The organism is Mesorhizobium sp. M8A.F.Ca.ET.207.01.1.1 (genome assembly GCF_004794715.1).
Classification (GTDB): domain Bacteria; phylum Pseudomonadota; class Alphaproteobacteria; order Rhizobiales; family Rhizobiaceae; genus Mesorhizobium.
In genome coordinates this window covers 434,741-453,067 of sequence record NZ_SRUS01000006.1, presented here as the reverse complement: position 1 = coordinate 453,067, position 18,327 = coordinate 434,741, and the positions used below count along the sequence as shown (strand labels likewise).

General features: G+C 62.7%; 24 protein-coding genes. 16 read left to right on the top strand and 8 right to left on the bottom strand.

Going from position 1 to position 18,327, the window contains the following annotated elements; all coding sequences use genetic code 11:
• Position 1 precedes the first annotated feature (1 nt).
• The 12 genes from EN850_RS20555 (at position 2) to EN850_RS20500 (ending at position 8,652) form a co-directional block, all read left to right on the top strand.
• Positions 2-454, top strand: a complete 453-nt coding sequence (locus EN850_RS20555; RefSeq protein ID WP_246689254.1) for a hypothetical protein — start codon at positions 2-4, stop codon at positions 452-454.
• 137 nt (positions 455-591) lie between these two features.
• Positions 592-951 carry a hypothetical protein gene (locus EN850_RS20550; protein ID WP_127279947.1) on the top strand — a complete coding sequence of 120 codons (360 nt, stop codon included), beginning with the start codon at positions 592-594 and terminating at the stop codon, positions 949-951.
• 179 nt (positions 952-1,130) lie between these two features.
• Positions 1,131-2,051, top strand: coding sequence for a DMT family transporter (locus EN850_RS20545; protein ID WP_136092115.1), 921 nt, complete (start codon positions 1,131-1,133; stop codon positions 2,049-2,051).
• A 55-nt stretch (positions 2,052-2,106) separates the two neighbouring features.
• Positions 2,107-2,739: a molybdenum cofactor guanylyltransferase MobA gene (gene mobA, locus EN850_RS20540; protein WP_136092114.1), complete on the top strand. Its 633-nt coding sequence runs from the start codon at positions 2,107-2,109 to the stop codon at positions 2,737-2,739.
• Entirely contained in the window at positions 2,736-3,245 is a 510-nt protein-coding gene (gene mobB / locus EN850_RS20535) for a molybdopterin-guanine dinucleotide biosynthesis protein B (protein ID WP_127279909.1), read from the top strand. Before mobA ends, mobB begins: the two co-directional genes overlap by 4 nt.
• A 158-nt stretch (positions 3,246-3,403) precedes the next feature.
• Positions 3,404-4,189 (top strand): ABC transporter substrate-binding protein, encoded by a 786-nt coding sequence (locus tag EN850_RS20530; RefSeq protein WP_127872455.1) that lies wholly within the window; start codon positions 3,404-3,406, stop codon positions 4,187-4,189.
• 75 nt (positions 4,190-4,264) lie between these two features.
• Positions 4,265-4,981: an ABC transporter permease gene (locus EN850_RS20525; RefSeq protein WP_127872456.1), complete on the top strand. Its 717-nt coding sequence runs from the start codon at positions 4,265-4,267 to the stop codon at positions 4,979-4,981.
• On the top strand, positions 4,978-5,802 hold the full coding sequence (locus tag EN850_RS20520) for an ABC transporter permease (RefSeq protein WP_127279906.1): 825 nt from the start codon (positions 4,978-4,980) through the stop codon (positions 5,800-5,802). Before EN850_RS20525 ends, EN850_RS20520 begins: the two co-directional genes overlap by 4 nt.
• A 124-nt stretch (positions 5,803-5,926) precedes the next feature.
• Positions 5,927-6,796 carry an NAD(P)-dependent oxidoreductase gene (locus EN850_RS20515; RefSeq protein ID WP_127279905.1) on the top strand — a complete coding sequence of 290 codons (870 nt, stop codon included), beginning with the start codon at positions 5,927-5,929 and terminating at the stop codon, positions 6,794-6,796.
• A 6-nt stretch (positions 6,797-6,802) separates the two neighbouring features.
• Positions 6,803-7,507 (top strand): DNA alkylation repair protein, encoded by a 705-nt coding sequence (locus EN850_RS20510; protein ID WP_135864785.1) that lies wholly within the window; start codon positions 6,803-6,805, stop codon positions 7,505-7,507.
• Entirely contained in the window at positions 7,467-8,042 is a 576-nt protein-coding gene (locus EN850_RS20505) for a GNAT family N-acetyltransferase (RefSeq protein WP_136092113.1), read from the top strand. Before EN850_RS20510 ends, EN850_RS20505 begins: the two co-directional genes overlap by 41 nt.
• Positions 8,043-8,088: 46 nt before the next feature.
• The gene (locus EN850_RS20500; protein ID WP_127277778.1) at positions 8,089-8,652 is read left to right on the top strand and encodes a DUF3299 domain-containing protein; all 564 of its coding nucleotides are present in this window, start codon (positions 8,089-8,091) and stop codon (positions 8,650-8,652) included.
• Positions 8,653-8,661: 9 nt separating this feature from the next.
• Here EN850_RS20500 and EN850_RS20495 read toward each other — a convergent pair whose 3' ends face one another.
• From EN850_RS20495 to EN850_RS20480, 4 genes are all read right to left on the bottom strand, one after another.
• The gene (locus tag EN850_RS20495) at positions 8,662-9,153 is read right to left on the bottom strand and encodes an Lrp/AsnC family transcriptional regulator (RefSeq protein ID WP_006205209.1); all 492 of its coding nucleotides are present in this window, start codon (positions 9,151-9,153) and stop codon (positions 8,662-8,664) included.
• Between the two features lie 108 nt (positions 9,154-9,261).
• Positions 9,262-9,936 (bottom strand): uracil-DNA glycosylase family protein, encoded by a 675-nt coding sequence (locus tag EN850_RS20490; protein WP_127277777.1) that lies wholly within the window; start codon positions 9,934-9,936, stop codon positions 9,262-9,264.
• The gene (locus EN850_RS20485) at positions 9,876-10,487 is read right to left on the bottom strand and encodes a glutathione S-transferase (RefSeq protein WP_136092112.1); all 612 of its coding nucleotides are present in this window, start codon (positions 10,485-10,487) and stop codon (positions 9,876-9,878) included. The genes EN850_RS20490 and EN850_RS20485 overlap by 61 nt, the downstream gene beginning before the upstream one ends.
• Before the next feature lie 32 nt (positions 10,488-10,519).
• On the bottom strand, positions 10,520-11,143 hold the full coding sequence (locus EN850_RS20480; RefSeq protein WP_135880381.1) for a thermonuclease family protein: 624 nt from the start codon (positions 11,141-11,143) through the stop codon (positions 10,520-10,522).
• Positions 11,144-11,219: 76 nt separating this feature from the next.
• On the opposite strand from EN850_RS20480, the gene EN850_RS20475 reads away from it, so the two are divergent.
• On the top strand, positions 11,220-12,740 hold the full coding sequence (locus EN850_RS20475) for an ATP-binding protein (RefSeq protein ID WP_135880382.1): 1,521 nt from the start codon (positions 11,220-11,222) through the stop codon (positions 12,738-12,740).
• Between the two features lie 52 nt (positions 12,741-12,792).
• Positions 12,793-13,320 carry a GNAT family N-acetyltransferase gene (locus EN850_RS20470; RefSeq protein ID WP_136092111.1) on the top strand — a complete coding sequence of 176 codons (528 nt, stop codon included), beginning with the start codon at positions 12,793-12,795 and terminating at the stop codon, positions 13,318-13,320.
• 20 nt (positions 13,321-13,340) lie between these two features.
• On the opposite strand, the gene EN850_RS20465 is transcribed toward EN850_RS20470, so the two are convergent.
• Positions 13,341-14,339, bottom strand: coding sequence for a nicotinate-nucleotide--dimethylbenzimidazole phosphoribosyltransferase (locus tag EN850_RS20465; protein ID WP_135864780.1), 999 nt, complete (start codon positions 14,337-14,339; stop codon positions 13,341-13,343).
• Between the two features lie 197 nt (positions 14,340-14,536).
• Between EN850_RS20465 and EN850_RS20460 the strand changes: the two genes are divergently transcribed.
• Positions 14,537-14,767 carry a DUF1289 domain-containing protein gene (locus tag EN850_RS20460; protein WP_010909481.1) on the top strand — a complete coding sequence of 77 codons (231 nt, stop codon included), beginning with the start codon at positions 14,537-14,539 and terminating at the stop codon, positions 14,765-14,767.
• 10 nt (positions 14,768-14,777) lie between these two features.
• A complete protein-coding gene (locus tag EN850_RS20455; RefSeq protein ID WP_136092110.1) occupies positions 14,778-15,482 on the top strand; it encodes a TIGR02281 family clan AA aspartic protease in 705 nt (234 codons plus the stop codon).
• A 2-nt stretch (positions 15,483-15,484) separates the two neighbouring features.
• On the opposite strand, the gene dusA is transcribed toward EN850_RS20455, so the two are convergent.
• The 3 genes from dusA to EN850_RS20440 all read right to left on the bottom strand — a co-directional run bounded on the left by dusA (position 15,485) and on the right by EN850_RS20440 (position 18,323).
• The gene (gene dusA / locus EN850_RS20450) at positions 15,485-16,477 is read right to left on the bottom strand and encodes a tRNA dihydrouridine(20/20a) synthase DusA (RefSeq protein ID WP_281407288.1); all 993 of its coding nucleotides are present in this window, start codon (positions 16,475-16,477) and stop codon (positions 15,485-15,487) included.
• Between the two features lie 415 nt (positions 16,478-16,892).
• Positions 16,893-17,195: a DUF982 domain-containing protein gene (locus EN850_RS20445; RefSeq protein ID WP_127276844.1), complete on the bottom strand. Its 303-nt coding sequence runs from the start codon at positions 17,193-17,195 to the stop codon at positions 16,893-16,895.
• Between the two features lie 141 nt (positions 17,196-17,336).
• Positions 17,337-18,323 carry a dipeptide ABC transporter ATP-binding protein gene (locus tag EN850_RS20440; protein ID WP_136092108.1) on the bottom strand — a complete coding sequence of 329 codons (987 nt, stop codon included), beginning with the start codon at positions 18,321-18,323 and terminating at the stop codon, positions 17,337-17,339.
• Between the last annotated feature and the right edge of the window lie 4 nt (positions 18,324-18,327).

Here is an 18,327-nt window from a genome sequence, read left to right as displayed (position 1 = left end):
CGTGACATCTCTAGCCGTGGTCTCGGCGACCACCGCTATTGCCGCGCAATCCACCTATGTGAACGAGCGCTTCGGCACCGTCTGCACCTTTCCCGGCGATATCTTCACCGATCGCCAGCCCGAGCCTGAAAATGGCGACGGCCAGATGTGGCTGAGCGCGGACGGCGCCAGCCTGACCTGCTCCGGCATATTCAATGTCGATGACGACACGCCGAAGGGGTTCATTGCCGGCGAAAAGGCGAGCGATGAACCAGGGTACGAAGTCACCTACAGCAAGGCCGGCAAGGACTGGGCGGTGCTGTCGGGCGTGAAGGATGGAAAGATCTTCTATGAGCGGCGGCTGTTTGGCAGGGATGGCGTCATCCGCACGGTCTGGATCGATTATCCGCCGGCGCTGAAATCGAAATATGACCCGTTGGTCGGCGTCATCGCCGGCAGCCTCAAGGGGCCATGAGCCGTAGGCAGCCATGAGCATTTTAGCCACACCGCAAACAAATCTTTGTCCGCAAATATCCGTCTGATTTACTGGTGACGGTTTCCCGCCTAGCCTCCGTTCCGTAGCGGTTCATCGCTTTCTCGGGGGATTACATTATGCGCGAACTTCTTCTTTCCTTCGCCTTGCTCGGCCTGGCCGCCCTGCCTGCGGCTGCCCAGTCGATCGGCGGTACTTACACCGTCGCCGGCACCAATTTCGACGGTTCGGCCTATGACGGCGAAGCCACCATCACACTGACCAGCGGGACCACCTGCGCGATCCATTGGGAGACGGGCGGCTCGTCTTCGGATGGCATCTGCATGCGCAACGACAATGCATTCTCCGCCGGCTACGTCATGGGCAAGGATATCGGCCTCGTCGTCTACAAGGTCGAGGATGACGGGTCGCTGCATGGCCTGTGGACCATCGCCGGCAAGGACGGCAACGGCACCGAGGTGCTGACGCCGAAGAAATAGACGTCGCCTCGGCTGTACAAGTGTCGGGAGGCGACGCCGCCTTCCGACCGAATTCGTGCCTGATCCGGGATGATTTCACGCCAGCGAAGATGGGTATCCGGCGCTGGCCCAGCCCTTTGCCATTGCTGTTTCGTGGCGGGCTGTTACAGGCTTGCTTGCCAAAGCAACCGGTAGATGTCTTGCCCCTTTCCCCAAATCTTCGCGGCGCGTTGTTCATGGTGGTGGCGATGGTTGGCTTCACGCTCAACGACGCCATTACCAAATACTCTTCGCAGTCGATGAACATGGCGCAGGTCATGCTGATCAGAGGGGCATTCGCCTCGCTCTTCGTCGGCCTGCTGGCCTGGCAACGCGGCGCGCTTTTCCAGCCTCGCCTGATGCTGCAGCCACTGGTGGCGATCCGTGTGCTGAGTGAAGCGGGCGCTACCGTGTCCTTCCTGGTTGCGCTCGCGCATTTGCCGATTGGCAGTGTCTCGGCCGTCCTGCAAGCGCTGCCGCTGGCGGTGACGATGGGCGCGGCGCTGTTTTTCGGCGAAACGGTCGGCTGGCGGCGCTGGCTGGCGATCGCTATCGGTTTTGCCGGGGTTATGATCATCGTGCGGCCGGGTTTCGAGGGCTTCAGCGTTTACTCGCTGGTGGCGCTGGCATCCGTCGCGTGCTGCACGGTGCGGGACCTCGCCACCAAACGCATCCCCCAGGCCATCCCGACGATGCTGGTCTCGACCGCCACCGCGCTTGCCATGACCGTCGTCGGTGCCTTCCTGTTGACGCCGATGGGTGGCTGGACCCCGATGACCGGCAAAAGCACGGCGCTGCTGGCACTGGCCGCGGTGCTGGTGCTGATCGGCTATCAATTCATCATCATGGCGATGCGTTCGGGCGAAATCTCCTTCATCGCGCCGTTTCGCTACACCGCGCTCCTCTGGTCGATCCTGCTTGGCTTGATCATCTTCGGTGACGTGCCGGACATGCCGATGATCGCCGGTGCGGCAATAGTCGTCGGCTCGGGTCTCTATGCGCTTTATCGCGAGCGCGTCGTCGGCCGGCGAAGGATCGTCGCTGAAAGCACCGGGCCGGCCATGGCGCCGGACGGAATCTAGCGGCGCCCGTAAAGTCGCTTGCGATTTCACGGGGCTGGCGTACAGGCTGGGCAGAATGAATCGGGATGTCGCAGGGATCATTCTGGCCGGTGGCCAATCGAGACGGATGGGCGGTGGCGATAAAAGCCTGTTGCCGCTTGGCGGCGGCTGTGTGCTTGACCAGATCCTGTGGCGGTTTAGCCCGCAGTTCGAGACCCTGGCGCTTAGCGCCAATGGCGACCCGGCACGGTTCGCCCATTTCGGGCTACCGGTCCTTGCCGATACCGTCCAAGGCTTTGCCGGGCCGCTTGCCGGAATCCTCACCGGCCTCGAATGGGCCGCTGCCGGCACGCCGTGCACGGCGATCGTCACCGCTGCCGGCGACACGCCTTTCCTGCCGCTGGATCTCGTCGATCGTCTGGCGGCGGCAGCCGGTCAACGTCCCGGTTCGATCGCGGTCGCTTTCTCGGCAGGCCGGCTGCACCCGACCTTCGCGCTATGGCCGGTCGGATGCCGCGACGCCTTGCGGCATTTCCTGGTCGATGAGCACAACAAGCGGGTTTCGGCCTTCATCGAGCAGCATGGCCATGTCGAGGTTGAATTCCCGATCCTGCAATCCGCCGGGCAATCCATCGACCCTTTCTTCAACATCAATGTGCCGGACGATCTTGCCCAGGCCGCGCGCCTGTTGCAGAGCATGACGTCATGAACAGACGCGTCTTCGGCATCACCGGCTGGAAAAACTCCGGCAAGACCACACTGACCGAGAAGTTGGTCGCCGAGCTCGTGCGGCGCGGCTGGAAGGTATCGACGGTCAAACACGCCCACCATGATTTCGACATCGACAAGCCAGGCGCGGACAGCTTCCGCCATCGCCAGGCCGGCGCCACCGAGGTTGCGATCGTGTCAGGCAATCGTTGGGCGTTGATGCACGAGTTGCGCGGCGAGGATGAGCCGCCGCTGGACGCCATCCTCTCGCGGCTCGCCCCATGCGACATCGTGCTGGTGGAAGGCTACAAGCGCGAACCCCACCGCAAGATCGAAACGAGGCGACTGGAAGCAAAGGAGCGGACGCCGCTTGCGGCGGGTGATCCCAATATTGTCGCCATCGCCGCGGATTTCGCCATCACCGGCCAGAGCTTGCCGGTGTTCGACCTCGACGACACGAAATCCATAGCCGACTTCATCGAGCGAACGACCGACCTCGTTGCTTGAGAAGTAACGTAACGGCAGAAGCCCATTGCCGATTTTGGCGGTTTTGCAGTTGCTTTTTTCTTGGAAAGAGTGGGAGTATCGGCCCAGCGGGCGGTCAAAAGCACCGCCCCACAGAGCCGTTTCGGAACGACGGCCGGGACCATAAAGAGAGGACTATCATGCGTATTGCACTGCGTATCGCGCTCGCCGCATCGGCTGCGCTGCTGACGCTCGGCGTAGCCCAGGCCCAGGAAAAGACCCTGAGGATCGGCACCGAGGGCGCCTACCCCCCATTCAACAACCTCACCGCCGATGGCCAGCTTGTCGGCTTCGACATCGACATCGCCAAGGCGCTTTGCGATGAGATGAAGGTCAAGTGCACCTTCGTGGCCCAGGATTGGGACGGCATCATTCCCGCACTTCAGGCCGGCAAGTTCGACGCCATCGTCGCCTCGATGTCGATCACGCCGGAGAGGAAGGAGAAGGTCGACTTCTCGCACAAATACTACAATACGCCGTCCGCAATCGCCGTGCCGAAGGATTCGCCTCTGAAGGGCGTGACCAAGGAAGACCTCGCCGGCAAGAACATCGGTGTGGCCACCACGACGACGCATTTCAACTATGCCTCGAAGACCTACACCGACAGCACCGTCAAGGGCTATCCGAGCAGCCCCGAGGAGCAGGCAGATCTTGCCAATGGCCGTCTCGACGCCATCGAGGACGATATCGTCGTGCTGCAGCAGTGGCTTGATTCGCCAGACGGCGCCTGCTGCAAGATCCTCGGCCAGCCCTCGCCGCAACCGGTCGAAATCTTCGGACCTGGCGCCGGCATCGCCGTTCGCAAGGGCGATACCGACTTGGTCAACAAGCTGAATTCCGCCATAGACGCCATCCGCGCCAACGGAAAATATAAGGAAATCAACGACAAGTACTTCAAGTTCGACGTCTACGGCGCCGAGTCCTGATAGTCTGTTGCCAAGGCGGCAGGGGTCCCCTGCCGCCTTGTTCATCTCGGGAGCGCCGTGGGGTAAGACCAGTCAATGCCAGCCCAAAGCATATGGACACTGCTGAGTTGGGGACCCGAGGGCTGGAGTGACGATATTGCCTATGGCGCGTTGGTCACCATCGCGCTTGCCCTTGCCACGCTGCCGATCGGCCTGACGATCGGCTTTTTCGTAGCCTGGGCCAAGCAATCCGAGGAACCGTCGCTGCGGGTGGCCGCCAACATCTACACCACCGTGTTTCGCGGCCTGCCGGAACTGGTGACGCTGTTCCTGTTCTTCTTCGGCATGCCCATCCTGCTGCAATACGTCATCCGCCTCTTCAAGCCCGAGGCGACGATCGACGTCGACAGCTTCATCGCCGGCATGATCGTGCTGTCGCTGATCTTTTCCTCCTATGCCAGCGAGGTGTTTCTTTCCGCCTTTCGCGCCATTCCCAAGGGCCAGTATGAGGGCGGCTACGCAATCGGCCTGTCGACATGGCTGACCATGCGCAAGGTGATCCTGCCTCAGCTGCTGCGCATCGCCTTTCCCGGCCTCGAGAATTGCTGGCTCAGCCTGCTCAAGGACACCGCACTGGTCTCGGTCGTCAACCTCGCCGAAACCTTGCGCAACGCCGGCGTGGCGGCGCGTGTCACGAAACACGCCTTCCTGTTCTACAGCGTGGCCGCGCTGGTTTTCCTCGCTCTGGCGATCCTGTCATCGATCGCGACCGGGTTCATCTTGCGCTCGCTGGGGCGGAGGGAGGCACGATGAGCGTCAGTCAAGCCATCTCCGTCGACCGGCCGCCGCCGCGGGCACGCGGCTGGCCGCGCACCCGTATCGTCGGGTACGCGCTCGTCGGCCTCTGGATTCTCTTCGGCCTCGGTATCCTCGCCTATCTCATCTATGCCTGGAATGGCGAGTTCTTTGCCAGATATGCGCCAGCCTATCTGCAGGGCCTCTGGACGACGCTGTCGCTCGTGGCGATTTCGATGGTGGTCGGCGCGATCTTTTCGTTGCCCGTCACCTATGGCCGCATGTCGAAGAGCCGCTTCCTGTCCGGCATTGCCTACTGCTACGTCTACTTCTTCCGCGGCACGCCACTGCTGGTCCAGGTCTACCTCGTCTACTATGGCTTGGGCTCTTTCCGGTTGCAGCTTGAATCCGTCGGGCTGTGGTGGTTCTTCCGCGAGGCCTTCAACTGCGGCGTCTTCGCCTTCGCGCTCAACACCGCGGCCTACCAGGCCGAGATCCTGCGCGGCGCCATCGAAAGCGTGCCCAGGGGCCAATGGGAAGGAGCTGCTTCGCTCGGCCTGCACAAGCTGCAGACGCTGCGCAAGGTTGTCCTGCCGCAGGCCTTCATCGTGGCGTTGCGGCCCTATGGCAATGAACTGGTTCTGATGATCAAGGCCTCGGCCATCGTCGCCATCATCACGGTCTATGATCTCATGGGCAATGCAAAGCTCGCCTACGCCAAATCCTTCGACTTCCAGGCCTATGTCTGGGTCGCCATCGTCTATCTGGTGATGGTCGAGATCCTGCGCCATGGCGTCGAATGGATCGAGCGCCGGATCACCATCCATCTGCATCGCTGACGCATCGCCGAACCGTTCCTGATCGACCTGTGCCAGTCGATGCGACGGTGCGCGCCTTGACGAATTCGTCGCATGGCCTAGAGCTTCCGCAACTGAAATCTCTGTTTCTCCGGAAGGACAAGGCATGGCATCGGTGGCATTTCTCGGTCTGGGCGTCATGGGTTATCCCATGGCCGGACACCTGAAGAACAAGGGCGGCCACGACGTTACCGTCTACAACCGCACCCAAGCCAAAGCCGAACAATGGGTCGCTCAACATGGCGGCAACCTTGCCGCGACGCCGGCGCAGGCCGCCGAGGGCAAGGATTTCGTCTTTTCCTGCGTCGGCAATGACGACGATTTGCGTTCGGTGACCACAGGGTCCGAAGGCGCCTTCAAGGCGATGAAGAAAGGCTCGGTCTTTATCGACAACACCACGGCTTCGGCGGAAGTCGCGCGCGAACTGGCGGAAGCCGCGCAGGCGAGCGGGTTCTCATTCCTCGACGCGCCGGTCTCCGGTGGCCAGGCCGGCGCCGAGAATGGCGTGCTGACCGTGATGGTCGGCGGCGATGAGGCTGCGTTCGACAGGGCCAGGCCGGTCATCGACGCCTTTGCCCGCATGGTCGGGCTGATGGGGTCGGCGGGTGCCGGCCAGCTCACCAAGATGATCAATCAGATCTGCATCGCCGGACTGGTGCAGGGCCTGTCGGAAGGCATCCATTTCGGCAAGAAGGCCGGGCTCGACATCGAAAAGGTGATCGAGGTGATTTCCAAGGGTGCGGCCGGCTCCTGGCAGATGGAAAACCGGCACAAGACCATGAATGCCGGCAAATATGATTTCGGTTTCGCCGTCGACTGGATGCGCAAGGACCTCGGCATCTGCCTGGCGGAGGCCGACCGCAACGGCGCCAGGCTGCCGGTGACAGCGCTTGTCGACCAGTTCTACAAGGATGTGCAGGCGATGGGCGGCAAGCGCTGGGACACGTCCTCGCTGCTGGCGCGGCTGGAGAAGTAGGCGACGATGTCCCTGCCCGCTCCAGGCTGGACCGCGCAGGATATCGTCGCTCATCTGCGTTCGATCGGAACCGAGGAAAACCGCGCCGGCATGGCGCGGTTCGGCATCAACAACGCGACCGCGCTCGGCATCGGCAATGCGGATTTGCGGCCCTTGGCGCGCAAGGTGAAGCGCAACCATGAACGGTCCCTCGCGCTATGGGACACAGGCATTCGCGAGGCGCGGCTGATGGCGGCCTTCACCGGCGAGCCGAAAAAGATCGCCATCGAAGAGTGCCGCCGCTGGGCCGGCGATTTCGACTCATGGGAGATCGTCGACACCGTCTCCGACCTGTTCGTGGACACCCCGTTCTGGCGCCAGCTGGTCGAAGAGTTCGCCGCCGACGAGCGCGAATTCGTCCGCCGTACAGCCTTCGCCATGCTGGCATGGGCAGCCGTGCATCTGAAGAAGGAATCGGACGCGACGTTCCTGCCTTACCTGCCATTGATCGAATCCTATGCCGGCGATGAGCGAAACTTCGTCCGCAAAGCGGTCAATTGGGCGCTGCGGCAGATCGGCAAGCGATCGATGGGCCTGCATGCCCCCGCCCTTGCCCTGGCTCGGAAACTTGCGACCTCCCTGGACAAGACCGCCCGCTGGATCGGCAAGGACGCCGCCAAGGAACTGTCGGATGCCAAAACGCTTGAACGCCTCGCCGCCAGGAAAGTTTGACGGCGCCGATATCCTTTTCACCGAGGTGACACGGGCAACACGCGCCAGCTTCGAAACGTTGTTCGAGCAGCCGGGTGCGCCAAAATATTGCTGGTGCATGGCTTGGCGCCACAGCCCCGAGCCCGCCCAGACCGACGAGAAGAAACGCCAGATGATGGCGCTCATCGATGCTGGCACGCCGGTCGGCATCCTCGCCCATGTCGGCGGCAAGGCCGTAGCCTGGTGCTCGGTCGCGCCGCGAGAGACCTATCGTAAGCTATCGAAGCAGCAGGACGACGGCGAGACAGGTGTGTGGTCGATCGTCTGCTTCTATGTGCCAAGGGCCTTGCGCGGCGGTGGCCTTGCTACGGCATTGCTCGATGCTGCCATTGACCATGCCTTCGCCAATGGTGCGCGCATCATAGAAGCCTATCCGGTGGACGAGGCCTCGCCGAGCTACCGTTTCATGGGCTTTCACGACATGTTTGCCAGCCGCGGTTTCCACGAGACCGGCATGGCCGGTTCTCGCCGCCATGTGATGCGGCTCGAGCATTGACGCCGCCGACAGCAGTGTCTTTACTTGCCCGCAAAGGGATGCGGCCATGAACCATTTCAAGTCGATCATAGCGCTTGCGGCCGCGCTTGCCCGCTCCACCGCCGGCGCCTCGGCCGAGGCCACGCACATCCTCTGGAAGGATTTGCGCCCGGTCACCCAGGCGGTCGCCGAAGACGCCGGCCTGCCGATGATCGCGGCGAAACTGCCGGATCACGGCGAGACGCTGTCGGTCGTCCTGCAGGACAAAACGATACAATTAGCCGGCTATGCATTGCCGGTCGATCGCGACGGCGATCTCGTTTATCAGTTCCTGCTGGTGCCTTGGACCGGCGCGTGCAGCCATATGCCGACGCCTCCTCCCAACCAGATCGTGCTGGTCACGCCTGCCCATCCCTACAAGATGTCGCAAGCCTACCAGCCTGTCGCCGTGACCGGTGACTTGAAGCCGGACATGGAGAAAAGCCAGTTGTTCATTCTCGACGGCGTCAGCGTCATCCAGTCCGGCTATACCGTACGCAAAGCCGATGTCGTGGGCGTCGACACGGTTCCGGACTCCGTCATATTGCCGGTGAACTCGCCCTGGAGTTTCCTCAACAAGAAGAAGAATTGAACGGCGCGATCAGGCCGCGTTCGCGCCCGACTCCTTGTCCAGCACCATGTAGTCGAGCGGGATTTCGGTCGTGTACTTGATCTGCTCCATGGCGAAGGACGACGACACGTCCCGGATCTCGATCTTGGCGATCAGCCGTTTGTAGAAGGCGTCGTAGGCGGCGATATCGGGCACCACGACGCGCAAGAGATAATCGACGTCGCCGCTCATGCGATAGAATTCGACCACCTCGGGAAATTCCTGGATGACCTCGGAAAACCGGCGCAGCCATTCATGGCTGTGCGAATTGGTGCGGATCGACACGAAGACCGTGACCCGCACATTGACCTTTTCGTGGTCGAGAATGGCGACGCGCCGCTTGATGACGCCCTCTTCCTCGAGCTTCTGGATGCGCCGCCAGCACGGTGTGGTCGACAGGCCGACCTTCTTGGCGACGTCGGCGACCGCAAGCGTCGCGTCCTCCTGCAGGAGGCGGAGAATTTTTCGGTCAAGGCGATCCATCGGAAGCTCCTGGTGGAATGGTTTCGCTATATTCCCTTTTGTTTAGGCCATTCACAAGAAAGAAATTCTGCCACTCGCGTCAAAAGCGAGTGATTTCTTGCTTAATGCCTAGCCGAGGCGATAGCGGATTTCCGACCGCAGGAAAGGCAGCAAATCCATTTCAAACCACGGATTCTGCTTCAACCAGCCAGTGTTGCGCCAGGACGGATGCGGCAGCGGCAGCACTTTGGGGCCGACAGAATTCTCCCAGATGGCGCGCCAGTTCATCACCGTTTCCGTCAGCGAGGGGCGGCGCGCCGCGCCCATGTGCCAGGTCTGCGCATAGATGCCGATCGTCAGCACCAGATCGATCCGCGGCATCAGCGCCATCAAGGGCGAGCGCCAGGCCGGAGCGCACTCACGCCTCGGCGGCAGATCGCCGCCCTTGGAGTCTTGTCCGGGAAAGCAGAAGCCCATCGGCACGATGGCGAATTTCTCGATGTCGTAGAATTCGTCGCTGCTCACATCGAGCCAGTTGCGCAGGCGGTCGCCGGATGCGTCGGTGAATGGCATGCCCGACAGATGCACCTTGGTCCCCGGAGCCTGGCTGGCGATCAGGATGCGGGCGCTGGACGAGGGTCGCAGCACCGGACGCGGCTCATGCGGCAGCGGTTTGCCGACGGGATTGTCGACGCAGATGCGGCAAGCGCGGACCGTCGCGGCGAGCCTGTCGAGTTCGACGCTCAAGCGGCGGCACTCGGCCGGCTCGAGACAGCCTGATGCCAACGCAGCACATTGGTGCATTCCTCCGGCACCTTGATGCGTGCCGGCTTCATGAAATCGATCGCGATCAGGCCGGTGATGTCAGCGATCGAATAGCTGTCGCCGGCGGCGAATTCACGGTTGCCGAGTTCAGCGTCCAGCAGCCTGAGAAACTCCACCGCCTTCGGCTTGTTGGCCTCGCCCCATTCGGGAATCTGCGGGATTTCCCATTCCTTCATGGCCGGATGGATGTGGCGGAAAGCCTGCGCGACGCTGCTGAGCAGGTTGAACTCCATCCGCCTCTGCCACATCTCGACCTGTGCCTTGCCAAGCGCGCCGCGCCCGAACAATGCCGGCTCGGGATAAAGCTCCTCGAAATAGCGGCAGATTGCGACGGATTCGGTGAGGATGGTGCCGTCATCAAGCTCCAGAACCGGCAGGCGCCGCAGCGGATTGCGCGAACTGACCGACTGCTGCTTGTGTTCCAGCGCGCCCATGTCGACGGGCACCAACGGAACCGTGATCCCTTTTTCGGCGAGGAAAACGCGAACCCGGCGTGGGTTGGGCGCACGACCGCCGTCGAACAGCTTCATTTCGATCCTCCTTTTCTTTCCGCAGACGCGCTTCACCAGAAGCGAAATATCTCGCGCGCCGCGTCGCCGATCGACGCCAGCGTGCCATGTTTTCGCTCCACGACATCGCCGTGGTGGCTGTCGCGCCAGTCCTGCGGCTGGTCGAACGTGCCCGCCCAGATACCGACTTTTGCCGCGCGGGCGGTCGCTTCCACGCCTTCGAAGTCGCCATAGGCGACGGCCCAGCCCGCTTCGACCTGGGCACGGTTGAGGTCGGTGGCGCCTGCCTTGCAGTCGCCGAGCAACCGGCCATAGCGATCGCGCTGCCAGCCGCTGCAGGTGACCGGCCTGCCGCCGATCAGACGCACCAGTGATTGGCGCGCCAGCGTGCCACAGGCATAATCGGCGCCGTTCTTGCGGCAGGTCTGGGTGTATTCCGGGGCGTCGATGCCGCGCATGCGGATGCGCTCGGTGCCGAGCGTGATCGAATCGCCGTCATTGATGATGGCGCTACCCTGCGTCTTGCGCGTCTCCACTCGGTCGAGACGCGCCGCAAGCAGGATCAGCAGCCCCAGAATGATGACGGCCAGCCCGTAATCCAGCAGCTTGCGCCACGGGCTTCTCGGGCGCGGTGCCGCGTACCGCGGGCGCGACCTTGGCGACCAGGAACGGCTCATATGGCAAACGGTTGATTAATCATTCGAACGTAGCTTAACACCTTGAAATCGCTGCGCGCATAAATTGAAGCTCTTGATGCCCTTGCAACGCTCGAACACAGCGGACAAGTTCATAGTGGACCGCAGGAAACGGCATCGCAACAGCGATGTCGCACGCGCGGTGCGCAAGACGCGCGACCGTCTTTCGCAGCAGGCCGGCAATCCCGATTTCGACCGTGAACTGCTGAAGCTGCACGCCCGAGCCATGACAAGCGGCGCCGTGGTCATCCCGTTGCTCGTCCTGGCGATCGCCGCGGCCGGCCGTCTGGCCGGCATCGGCAATGAGATCGGGCTCTGGGCGTTGTTTACGCTCACCTGCTATACGACTGTCGTCTTCATGGCGCGGCGCATCGAGCGTACGGAAGCTTCCGAGCTCAACTCATTGCAAACGCGAAGGGAATTGCTGGTCGGCCATTTCCTTTGCGGTCTGGGCTGGGCCTGGTTCGTCTGGCTGGGCTGCGGCGCCTGCGAGGTCGACCAGTTCCAGGTGCTCAAGGCGGTGGTGCTGTTGTTTGCCATGGCAGGGACAGCACTGATGGCTTCATCCCTGAGCGGAGCGCTGCTGGCGACCTTCGCGGTTCCGGTGGCGCTCTACGCCTATGCCGCGGCCAAATCGTGGATGCCGGTCGAGGCGATCATGGCCGGGCTGCTTGTCCTGTCGCTGCCTTTCTTCACCTATATCGCCAGTCACCTCAATCGCTTCTCCCTGCTGCTCTTGTCGTTCCGCTCCGAAAAGGACGCGCTGATCGCCGAGGTGGAGACGGCGAAATCGATGTCGGACGAGGCGCGGCGGCGGGCCGAGGACGCCAACCTTGCAAAATCGCGTTTCCTCGCTTCGATGAGCCATGAATTGCGCACGCCGCTCAACGCCATTCTCGGTTTTTCCGAGGTGATGGCGAACGAGGTGCTGGGGCCGATGAGCAATCCCACCTATCGCGACTACGCCCATGACGTGCATGATTCAGGCCAGCACCTGCTTGACCTGATCAACGAGATCCTCGACCTGTCGCGCATCGAGGCCGGCCGCTACCAGCTCAACGAGGAGCCGGTGATGTTGCTCAACATCGTCGAGGATTGCTGCCACATGATGGAGCTGAAGGCGCGCAACAAGGACATCCGCGTCGTCCAGGATTTCGAACAGACATTGCCGCGCCTGTTCGCCGACGAGCGCGCCGTGCGCCAGATCGCGCTCAACCTTCTGTCCAACGCCATCAAATTCACCGCCACCGGCGGCGAGATCCGCGTGCGGGTCGGCTGGACGGCGGGCGGCGGCCAATACATTTCGATCAAGGACAACGGCCCCGGCATTCCCGAGGACGAGATTCCGGTCGTGCTTTCAGCCTTCGGCCAGGGTTCGATCGCCATCAAGAGCGCCGAGCAAGGCACCGGGCTTGGCCTGCCGATCGTGCAAGGGCTGCTCGCCATGCATGGCGGCGAGTTCGAGCTTCACTCCAAGCTGCGCGAGGGCACAGAAGCGATCGCCATCTTCCCGCTAAGCCGGGTGATGGAGGAACTGCCGGCGCTGCCGACCGCGGCGGTGGCCGCGCGGCGGCGGTAGTACCCCTGCAGACCTGCGTCGACAAGGACTGGAAGAAGGCACGCAGACCGCAATGACGGCAGATTGGGATGCCAGTGGCGTCGAAATCAAATCGGAGCGACTTCGTCTGAAGCTGTTCACGTCCGACGATGCCGCGGAAGTCTTTGCCGCCATCACTCCCGCGATCACTCGTTTCATGCAGTGGGAACCACCCCGATCACCAGCGGCCTTTGCCGAGGTATGGCGATCCTGGCTTGCCCCGATCCTTGACGGATCGGATTTGCATTTCGTCGCGCGTTCGTTGGCGGACGGTCGCTGCCTGGGGCTTGTCGGCCTTCACGCGGCCAAGACTGCCTGTCCCGAGATCGGAATTTGGATAAGGGAGGATGTACATGGAAACGGCATCGGCCGTGAGGCCGTTGCCGCCGTTGCGGCATGGGCGTCTGAGGAATTCAATCCGGATTGCTTCGAGTATCCTGTCGCAGAAGAGAACGTCGCGAGCAGAAGGATCGCGGAAGGCCTTGGCGGTTCGATAGTCGAGACACGCTCGAATTCGAAATACATCTCGGTCGTCTACCGTATCCCCAATCTCAGACGTTGAGACGTCGAGGCGCGAACGCTCTAGCCCCGAACAGCCGCCGCCATGCCTGAACTGGTCAGTGCCGCTGCCTTGACGAGCCCGGCCGCCAGAGCCGCTCCCGCACCTTCGCCATGACCGATGCCGAGATCGAGCAGCGGACGCAGCCCGAGGTGCTCTGCGGCCCTTGCATGGGCGGGCTCCGGCGACAGGCTGGCGAGAAGACAATGATCAAGCGCTGCGGGGTTTGCTGCATGCAGCACAGCCGCGGCTGCCGTTGCCGCGAAGCCATCGAGCAGTACCGGTATCTGCTGCATCCGCGCGGCGAGGATTGCGCCAGCTATCGCCGCGAACTCGCGGCCGCCAACCCGGCGCAGGGCCTCCAGCGGATCTTCGAGATGGTGGCCGTGAAAGGCCAACGCCGCATCGACCACCTCTGCCTTGCGCACCTGCATCGCCGCGTCGGCGCCGGATCCCGGGCCGACCCAGTCGGCGCCCCTGCCGCCGAACAGCGCGGCGAACAGGGCGGCGGCGACGGTGGAATTGCCGACGCCGAGATCGCCGAGGCAAAGCAGGTCGGTGCCGCCGGCAATCGCTTCCATGCCGAAGGCCATGGTGGCCGCGCATCCGCGCTCGTCAAGCGCCGCATCCTCTGTGATGTCGCCGGTCGGGATGTGCAGGGCAAGATCGAACACCTTCAACCCCAGATCATAGGCAATGCAGATCTGGTTGATCGCGGCACCGCCGGCCGCGCAAAGCTCGACCGCGTTGGCGGTGGCCGCAACCGGACGCGGCGAAATACCATGTCGGGTCACGCCGTGGTTACCGGCAAAGACAGCCATCAAGGGCCTTGTCACCGCAGGCGGAGCCCGGCCACTCCATGCGGCGAGCCATGCGGCGATGTCCTCGACGCGGCCAAGCGAATTCCGAGGCTTGTCCGCCTTGGCAAACAGCGTGCGCACGCGCGCCTCGGCTTTGAGGTCGGCCGCCGGCAAATTGTCGAGCAGATTGCGGAAATCGTCGAAAGGCAGTGCACTGGTCATGTCGTGACAATCGTTCCTGGAGTGGAGGAGCGGCATAGCCGCGTTGCGTGATCGGCACAACCTCCCCGATCGTCCTTCCTGACTTGCCGCAAAGGCGGCCACGGAAGGCGCTATCGCGAGGGCTTGCATTGGCTTTGCCGTTGCACCATGTGGAGATGGAAGAGCGGATTCCGAATGGAGTTCCTCCAGAGAAAGTCATGACGGCCATCGAATCTCCCTGCATCCTGGTCTGCTCGATCGATATGAAAACCGGCTTCTGCTTCGGTTGCGGCCGCACGCGCGAGGAGATCGGCGCCTGGATGGGGATGACGCCCGAAACGCGCCGCAATGTGATGGCCGAACTGCCGGCCCGGCTGGAAACCGTCGAGCGCCGGCCGCGCCGCGAAACGCGCCGTACCCGCATGGCGCGCGAACGCGACGCACTCTAGCGAGGGACGGATGAGCAGCCGGCTGTTCTGGATTGTGATGGCGGTGATCGGCGTGGGGGCAGCCCTGCTCATGCTCCACGATTCCGCCGGCAGCACGCTCGGCGTCGAGAATTACGATTTTGGCCGGCTGATCTGGCTTGGGGCTTTCGGCGCCCTTATCGGCGCGGGCTTGCTGCGGTCAGCTCCGCTGGGAGTGATGGCCCGCAACCTCGGTGCATGGGCGGCTATCGTGCTCGCGCTGATCGCCGGCTACCAATATCGTTACGAGCTGCAGGACGTCGCCAGCCGCGTGACCGCGGGCCTCGTTCCCGGCAGCCCGCTGGCGCTCGGCGTCGAAGACGGTCACGCGACGGTGACCCTGGACAAGGCCGACAACGGTCACTTCGAGGCGCGCATCCTGGTCAATGGCAATCCGGTGCGGGCCGTTGTCGACACCGGCGCGACCAGCACCGTATTGACTTCGGAGGACGCTCAGGCCGCCGGCTTCAATCCGGCGGCGCTCAACTACACCATACCGGTTTCGACCGCCAACGGCATGGCGCGCGCCGCGGCGGTCAAGACCGGCGAGCTGGCTATCGGCGGCATCGTGCGCAAGGATATGCCGGTGATGGTCGCCGCTCCCGGCATGCTGAGCCAAAGTCTGCTTGGCATGAACTTCATCGGCTCGCTGTCGGGTTTCGACGTGCGTGGCGACCGCATGATCCTCAGGGACTGAGATCAGGCCGCTTCGGCGGCCCCTCCACCGAATTCGACCGCCGCGAAAGCCGTCTTCAGCACGTCCGGCCCGGCCCCGGGCCGCGTAGCGGCGGTAGACAGGATCTGGCGGTAGCGGCGCGCGCCGGGCAGCCCGTGAAACAGCCCGACCATGTGGCGCGTGACATGGCCAAGCCGCCCGCCCTGTTCGATGTGGCGTGCCGCGTAGTCCGCCATCGCATCGATCAGCGCGGCGAAATCGAACGCCTCCGGCCGCGCGCCGTAGAAGGCGGCGTCTACACCAGCCAGAATGCCCGGTGTGTGGTAGGCGGCGCGGCCAAGCATGGCGCCATCGACATGACCGAGATGCACCCGCGCCTCGTCAAGGGACTGAATACCGCCATTGATGCCGATGAATTTGCTCGGTTTTCCGGCCTTCAGCCGATACACTCTGTCATAGTCGAGCGGCGGGATGTCGCGGTTCTCCTTGGGGCTCAACCCTTCCAGCCACGCCTTGCGTGCATGCACCCACAAGGCATCGGCGCCGGCATCGAAAACCCCATTCGCAAGCGCATCGAGCGCCGGCCCGGGATCCTGTTCGTCGACGCCGATGCGGCATTTGACCGTGACCGGCACCGCCACCGCCGTTTTCATCGCGGCGACGCAATCGGCGACAAGGTCGGGTACTTTCATCAGGCAGGCGCCGAACGTGCCGGACTGGACGCGGTCGGACGGGCAGCCGACATTGAGATTGATTTCGTCATAGCCGAAGGCCTCGCCAATGCGCGCCGCCTCTACAAGTTTTGCAGGATCCGAGCCGCCAAGTTGCAGGGCGACGGGATGTTCCACCTCGTCGAAGCCGAGCAGCCGCTCGCGTGCACCGTGGATGACGGCGTCGGCCACCACCATTTCGGTGTAAAGCAGCGCACGGCTCGTCAACTGGCGATGGAAGAACCGGCAATGCCGGTCAGTCCAGTCCATCATCGGCGCAATGGCGAGCCTGTTCAACATACTGATTTTATTCGTTTCCTTCGGCGAGCTGGATCTATCCAACTTCGGCGACCGGTAATCTGCGGTTGTTTTTTGCACTTAGTTTGAATCGGTTTAGAGTCATAATCTATTTCACAATGCAATAGGCATATTGAATTATCCACAAATTGGAGTAGTGTTTTAGGAATTGCTAATAAAGGGAGGATACGCACGTTCATGCGTGCGTATCTCGGGAGGGGTCATCATCATGGCCTATTTGCTGCCTTACAGCGCAAAACGCTTCCGGCACGCCGTTTTCCACCACGGTTGGCGTCGCCCCTCGGCAAGCAGATGGACCCTGGCGACTGTGTCGATTGGCGACGGATGACCTGGGTAGGTGCAAGCACCACCACTGCCGCTCCCCGCAGCGGGCGCGGACCAGCAACAAAGGGGTTGGGGGCTGCTAGCGCCGTAGCGCGTGTACGCTCGCCATGCTGTCGCCGCCCATCGGCAATGCCATGTCGTCGTCGAGAAGCCGCGTAATTCGGGCAAAGCCGGTGAAGGCCTTCCTTGCTTCCTCTGCCGACATCTGGCCCGACAGGGCGGCCGAGCAGCAATTCAACGCGCACTGATACACTGGCCCACGTCGTCCCGTCGGCCATTTGCGCAAGAAAACCATCGCCTCGGCGACACTATCCACTTCTTCTACAGGATGCCCCTGCCCGCGCGATATCCGCACGGGCGAAAAGAAATGCAGGTAGTCCATTGTTTCCTCCCGTCGATCGAGATGCGCTCGGTCGAACCCAATCAAACGCGCCGCACGTCGGTTGGTTCCATGCGGACAACTGAATTTTTGAAGAATTTTCCGACCGGATGCGGCCCTCCGGGTACAAGGCGCGATGTTTGCTTATACCGTCGGAAAGTGGCACGCCACCTTGCGGCCGGGCCTATACTCTTTCAACTCAGGCCGCTCTGTGCGGCACCGCTCCGCCGCTATTGGGCATCGGGGATGGAACCGGCAGCCGGATGGCGGGTTGAGCGGGCTCGGTACATCACCCGTGAGGATAATGCGCTTGCGCATCCCGTTGGGCGTCGTCTCCACCACGGGAACCGCCGAGATCAGCGCCTGGCTGTAAGGATGGGCGGGGGCTGAAAACACCTCTTCCGCTGGTCCCTCCTCCACGATCGAGCCGAGATACATGACCGCGATGCGGGTCGAGACCTGGCGCACCACGGACAGGTCGTGGGCGATGAAGACATAGGTGAGATCCAGCTTCTCCTGAAGGTCGGCAAGCAGGTTGACGATCTGCGCCTGTACGGACACGTCGAGCGCGGAGACCGGCTCGTCGAGAACGACGAGATCGGGATTGAGGGCAATGGCGCGCGCTATGCCAACACGCTGGCGCTGCCCGCCCGAGAATTCATGGGGGAAGCGCATGACATGGTCCGGCAACAATCCAACGAGGTCGAACAGTTCCGCGACGCGATTGGTGATCTCGCGCGATGAAAGCTTGCCATGGATACGCAGCGGTTCGGCCACGAGATCGCCGACGCGCCGGCGCGGATTGAGCGAGGCCGACGGGTCCTGGAACACCATTTGCAGGCGCCGCCGCAGCGACCTCAGTTCAGACAGCGACTTCGACGTGATGTCGTCGCCTTCGAACAGAAGCTCACCGTCCGAAATGTCGTAGAGCCTGACCAGGCAGCGCGCCAGCGTGGACTTGCCACATCCGGACTCCCCGACCAATCCGACGGTTTCGCCGCGCCGCACCGTCAGCGAGACATTGTCGACCGCGTGAACGGTCCGCCTGCCTTCGGCGGAAAAACGGGTGCCGATCGAGAAGCGCTTGCCGAGCGAGCGTGTTTCGAGGATTGGACGGTCTTTGTCGATCATCGGT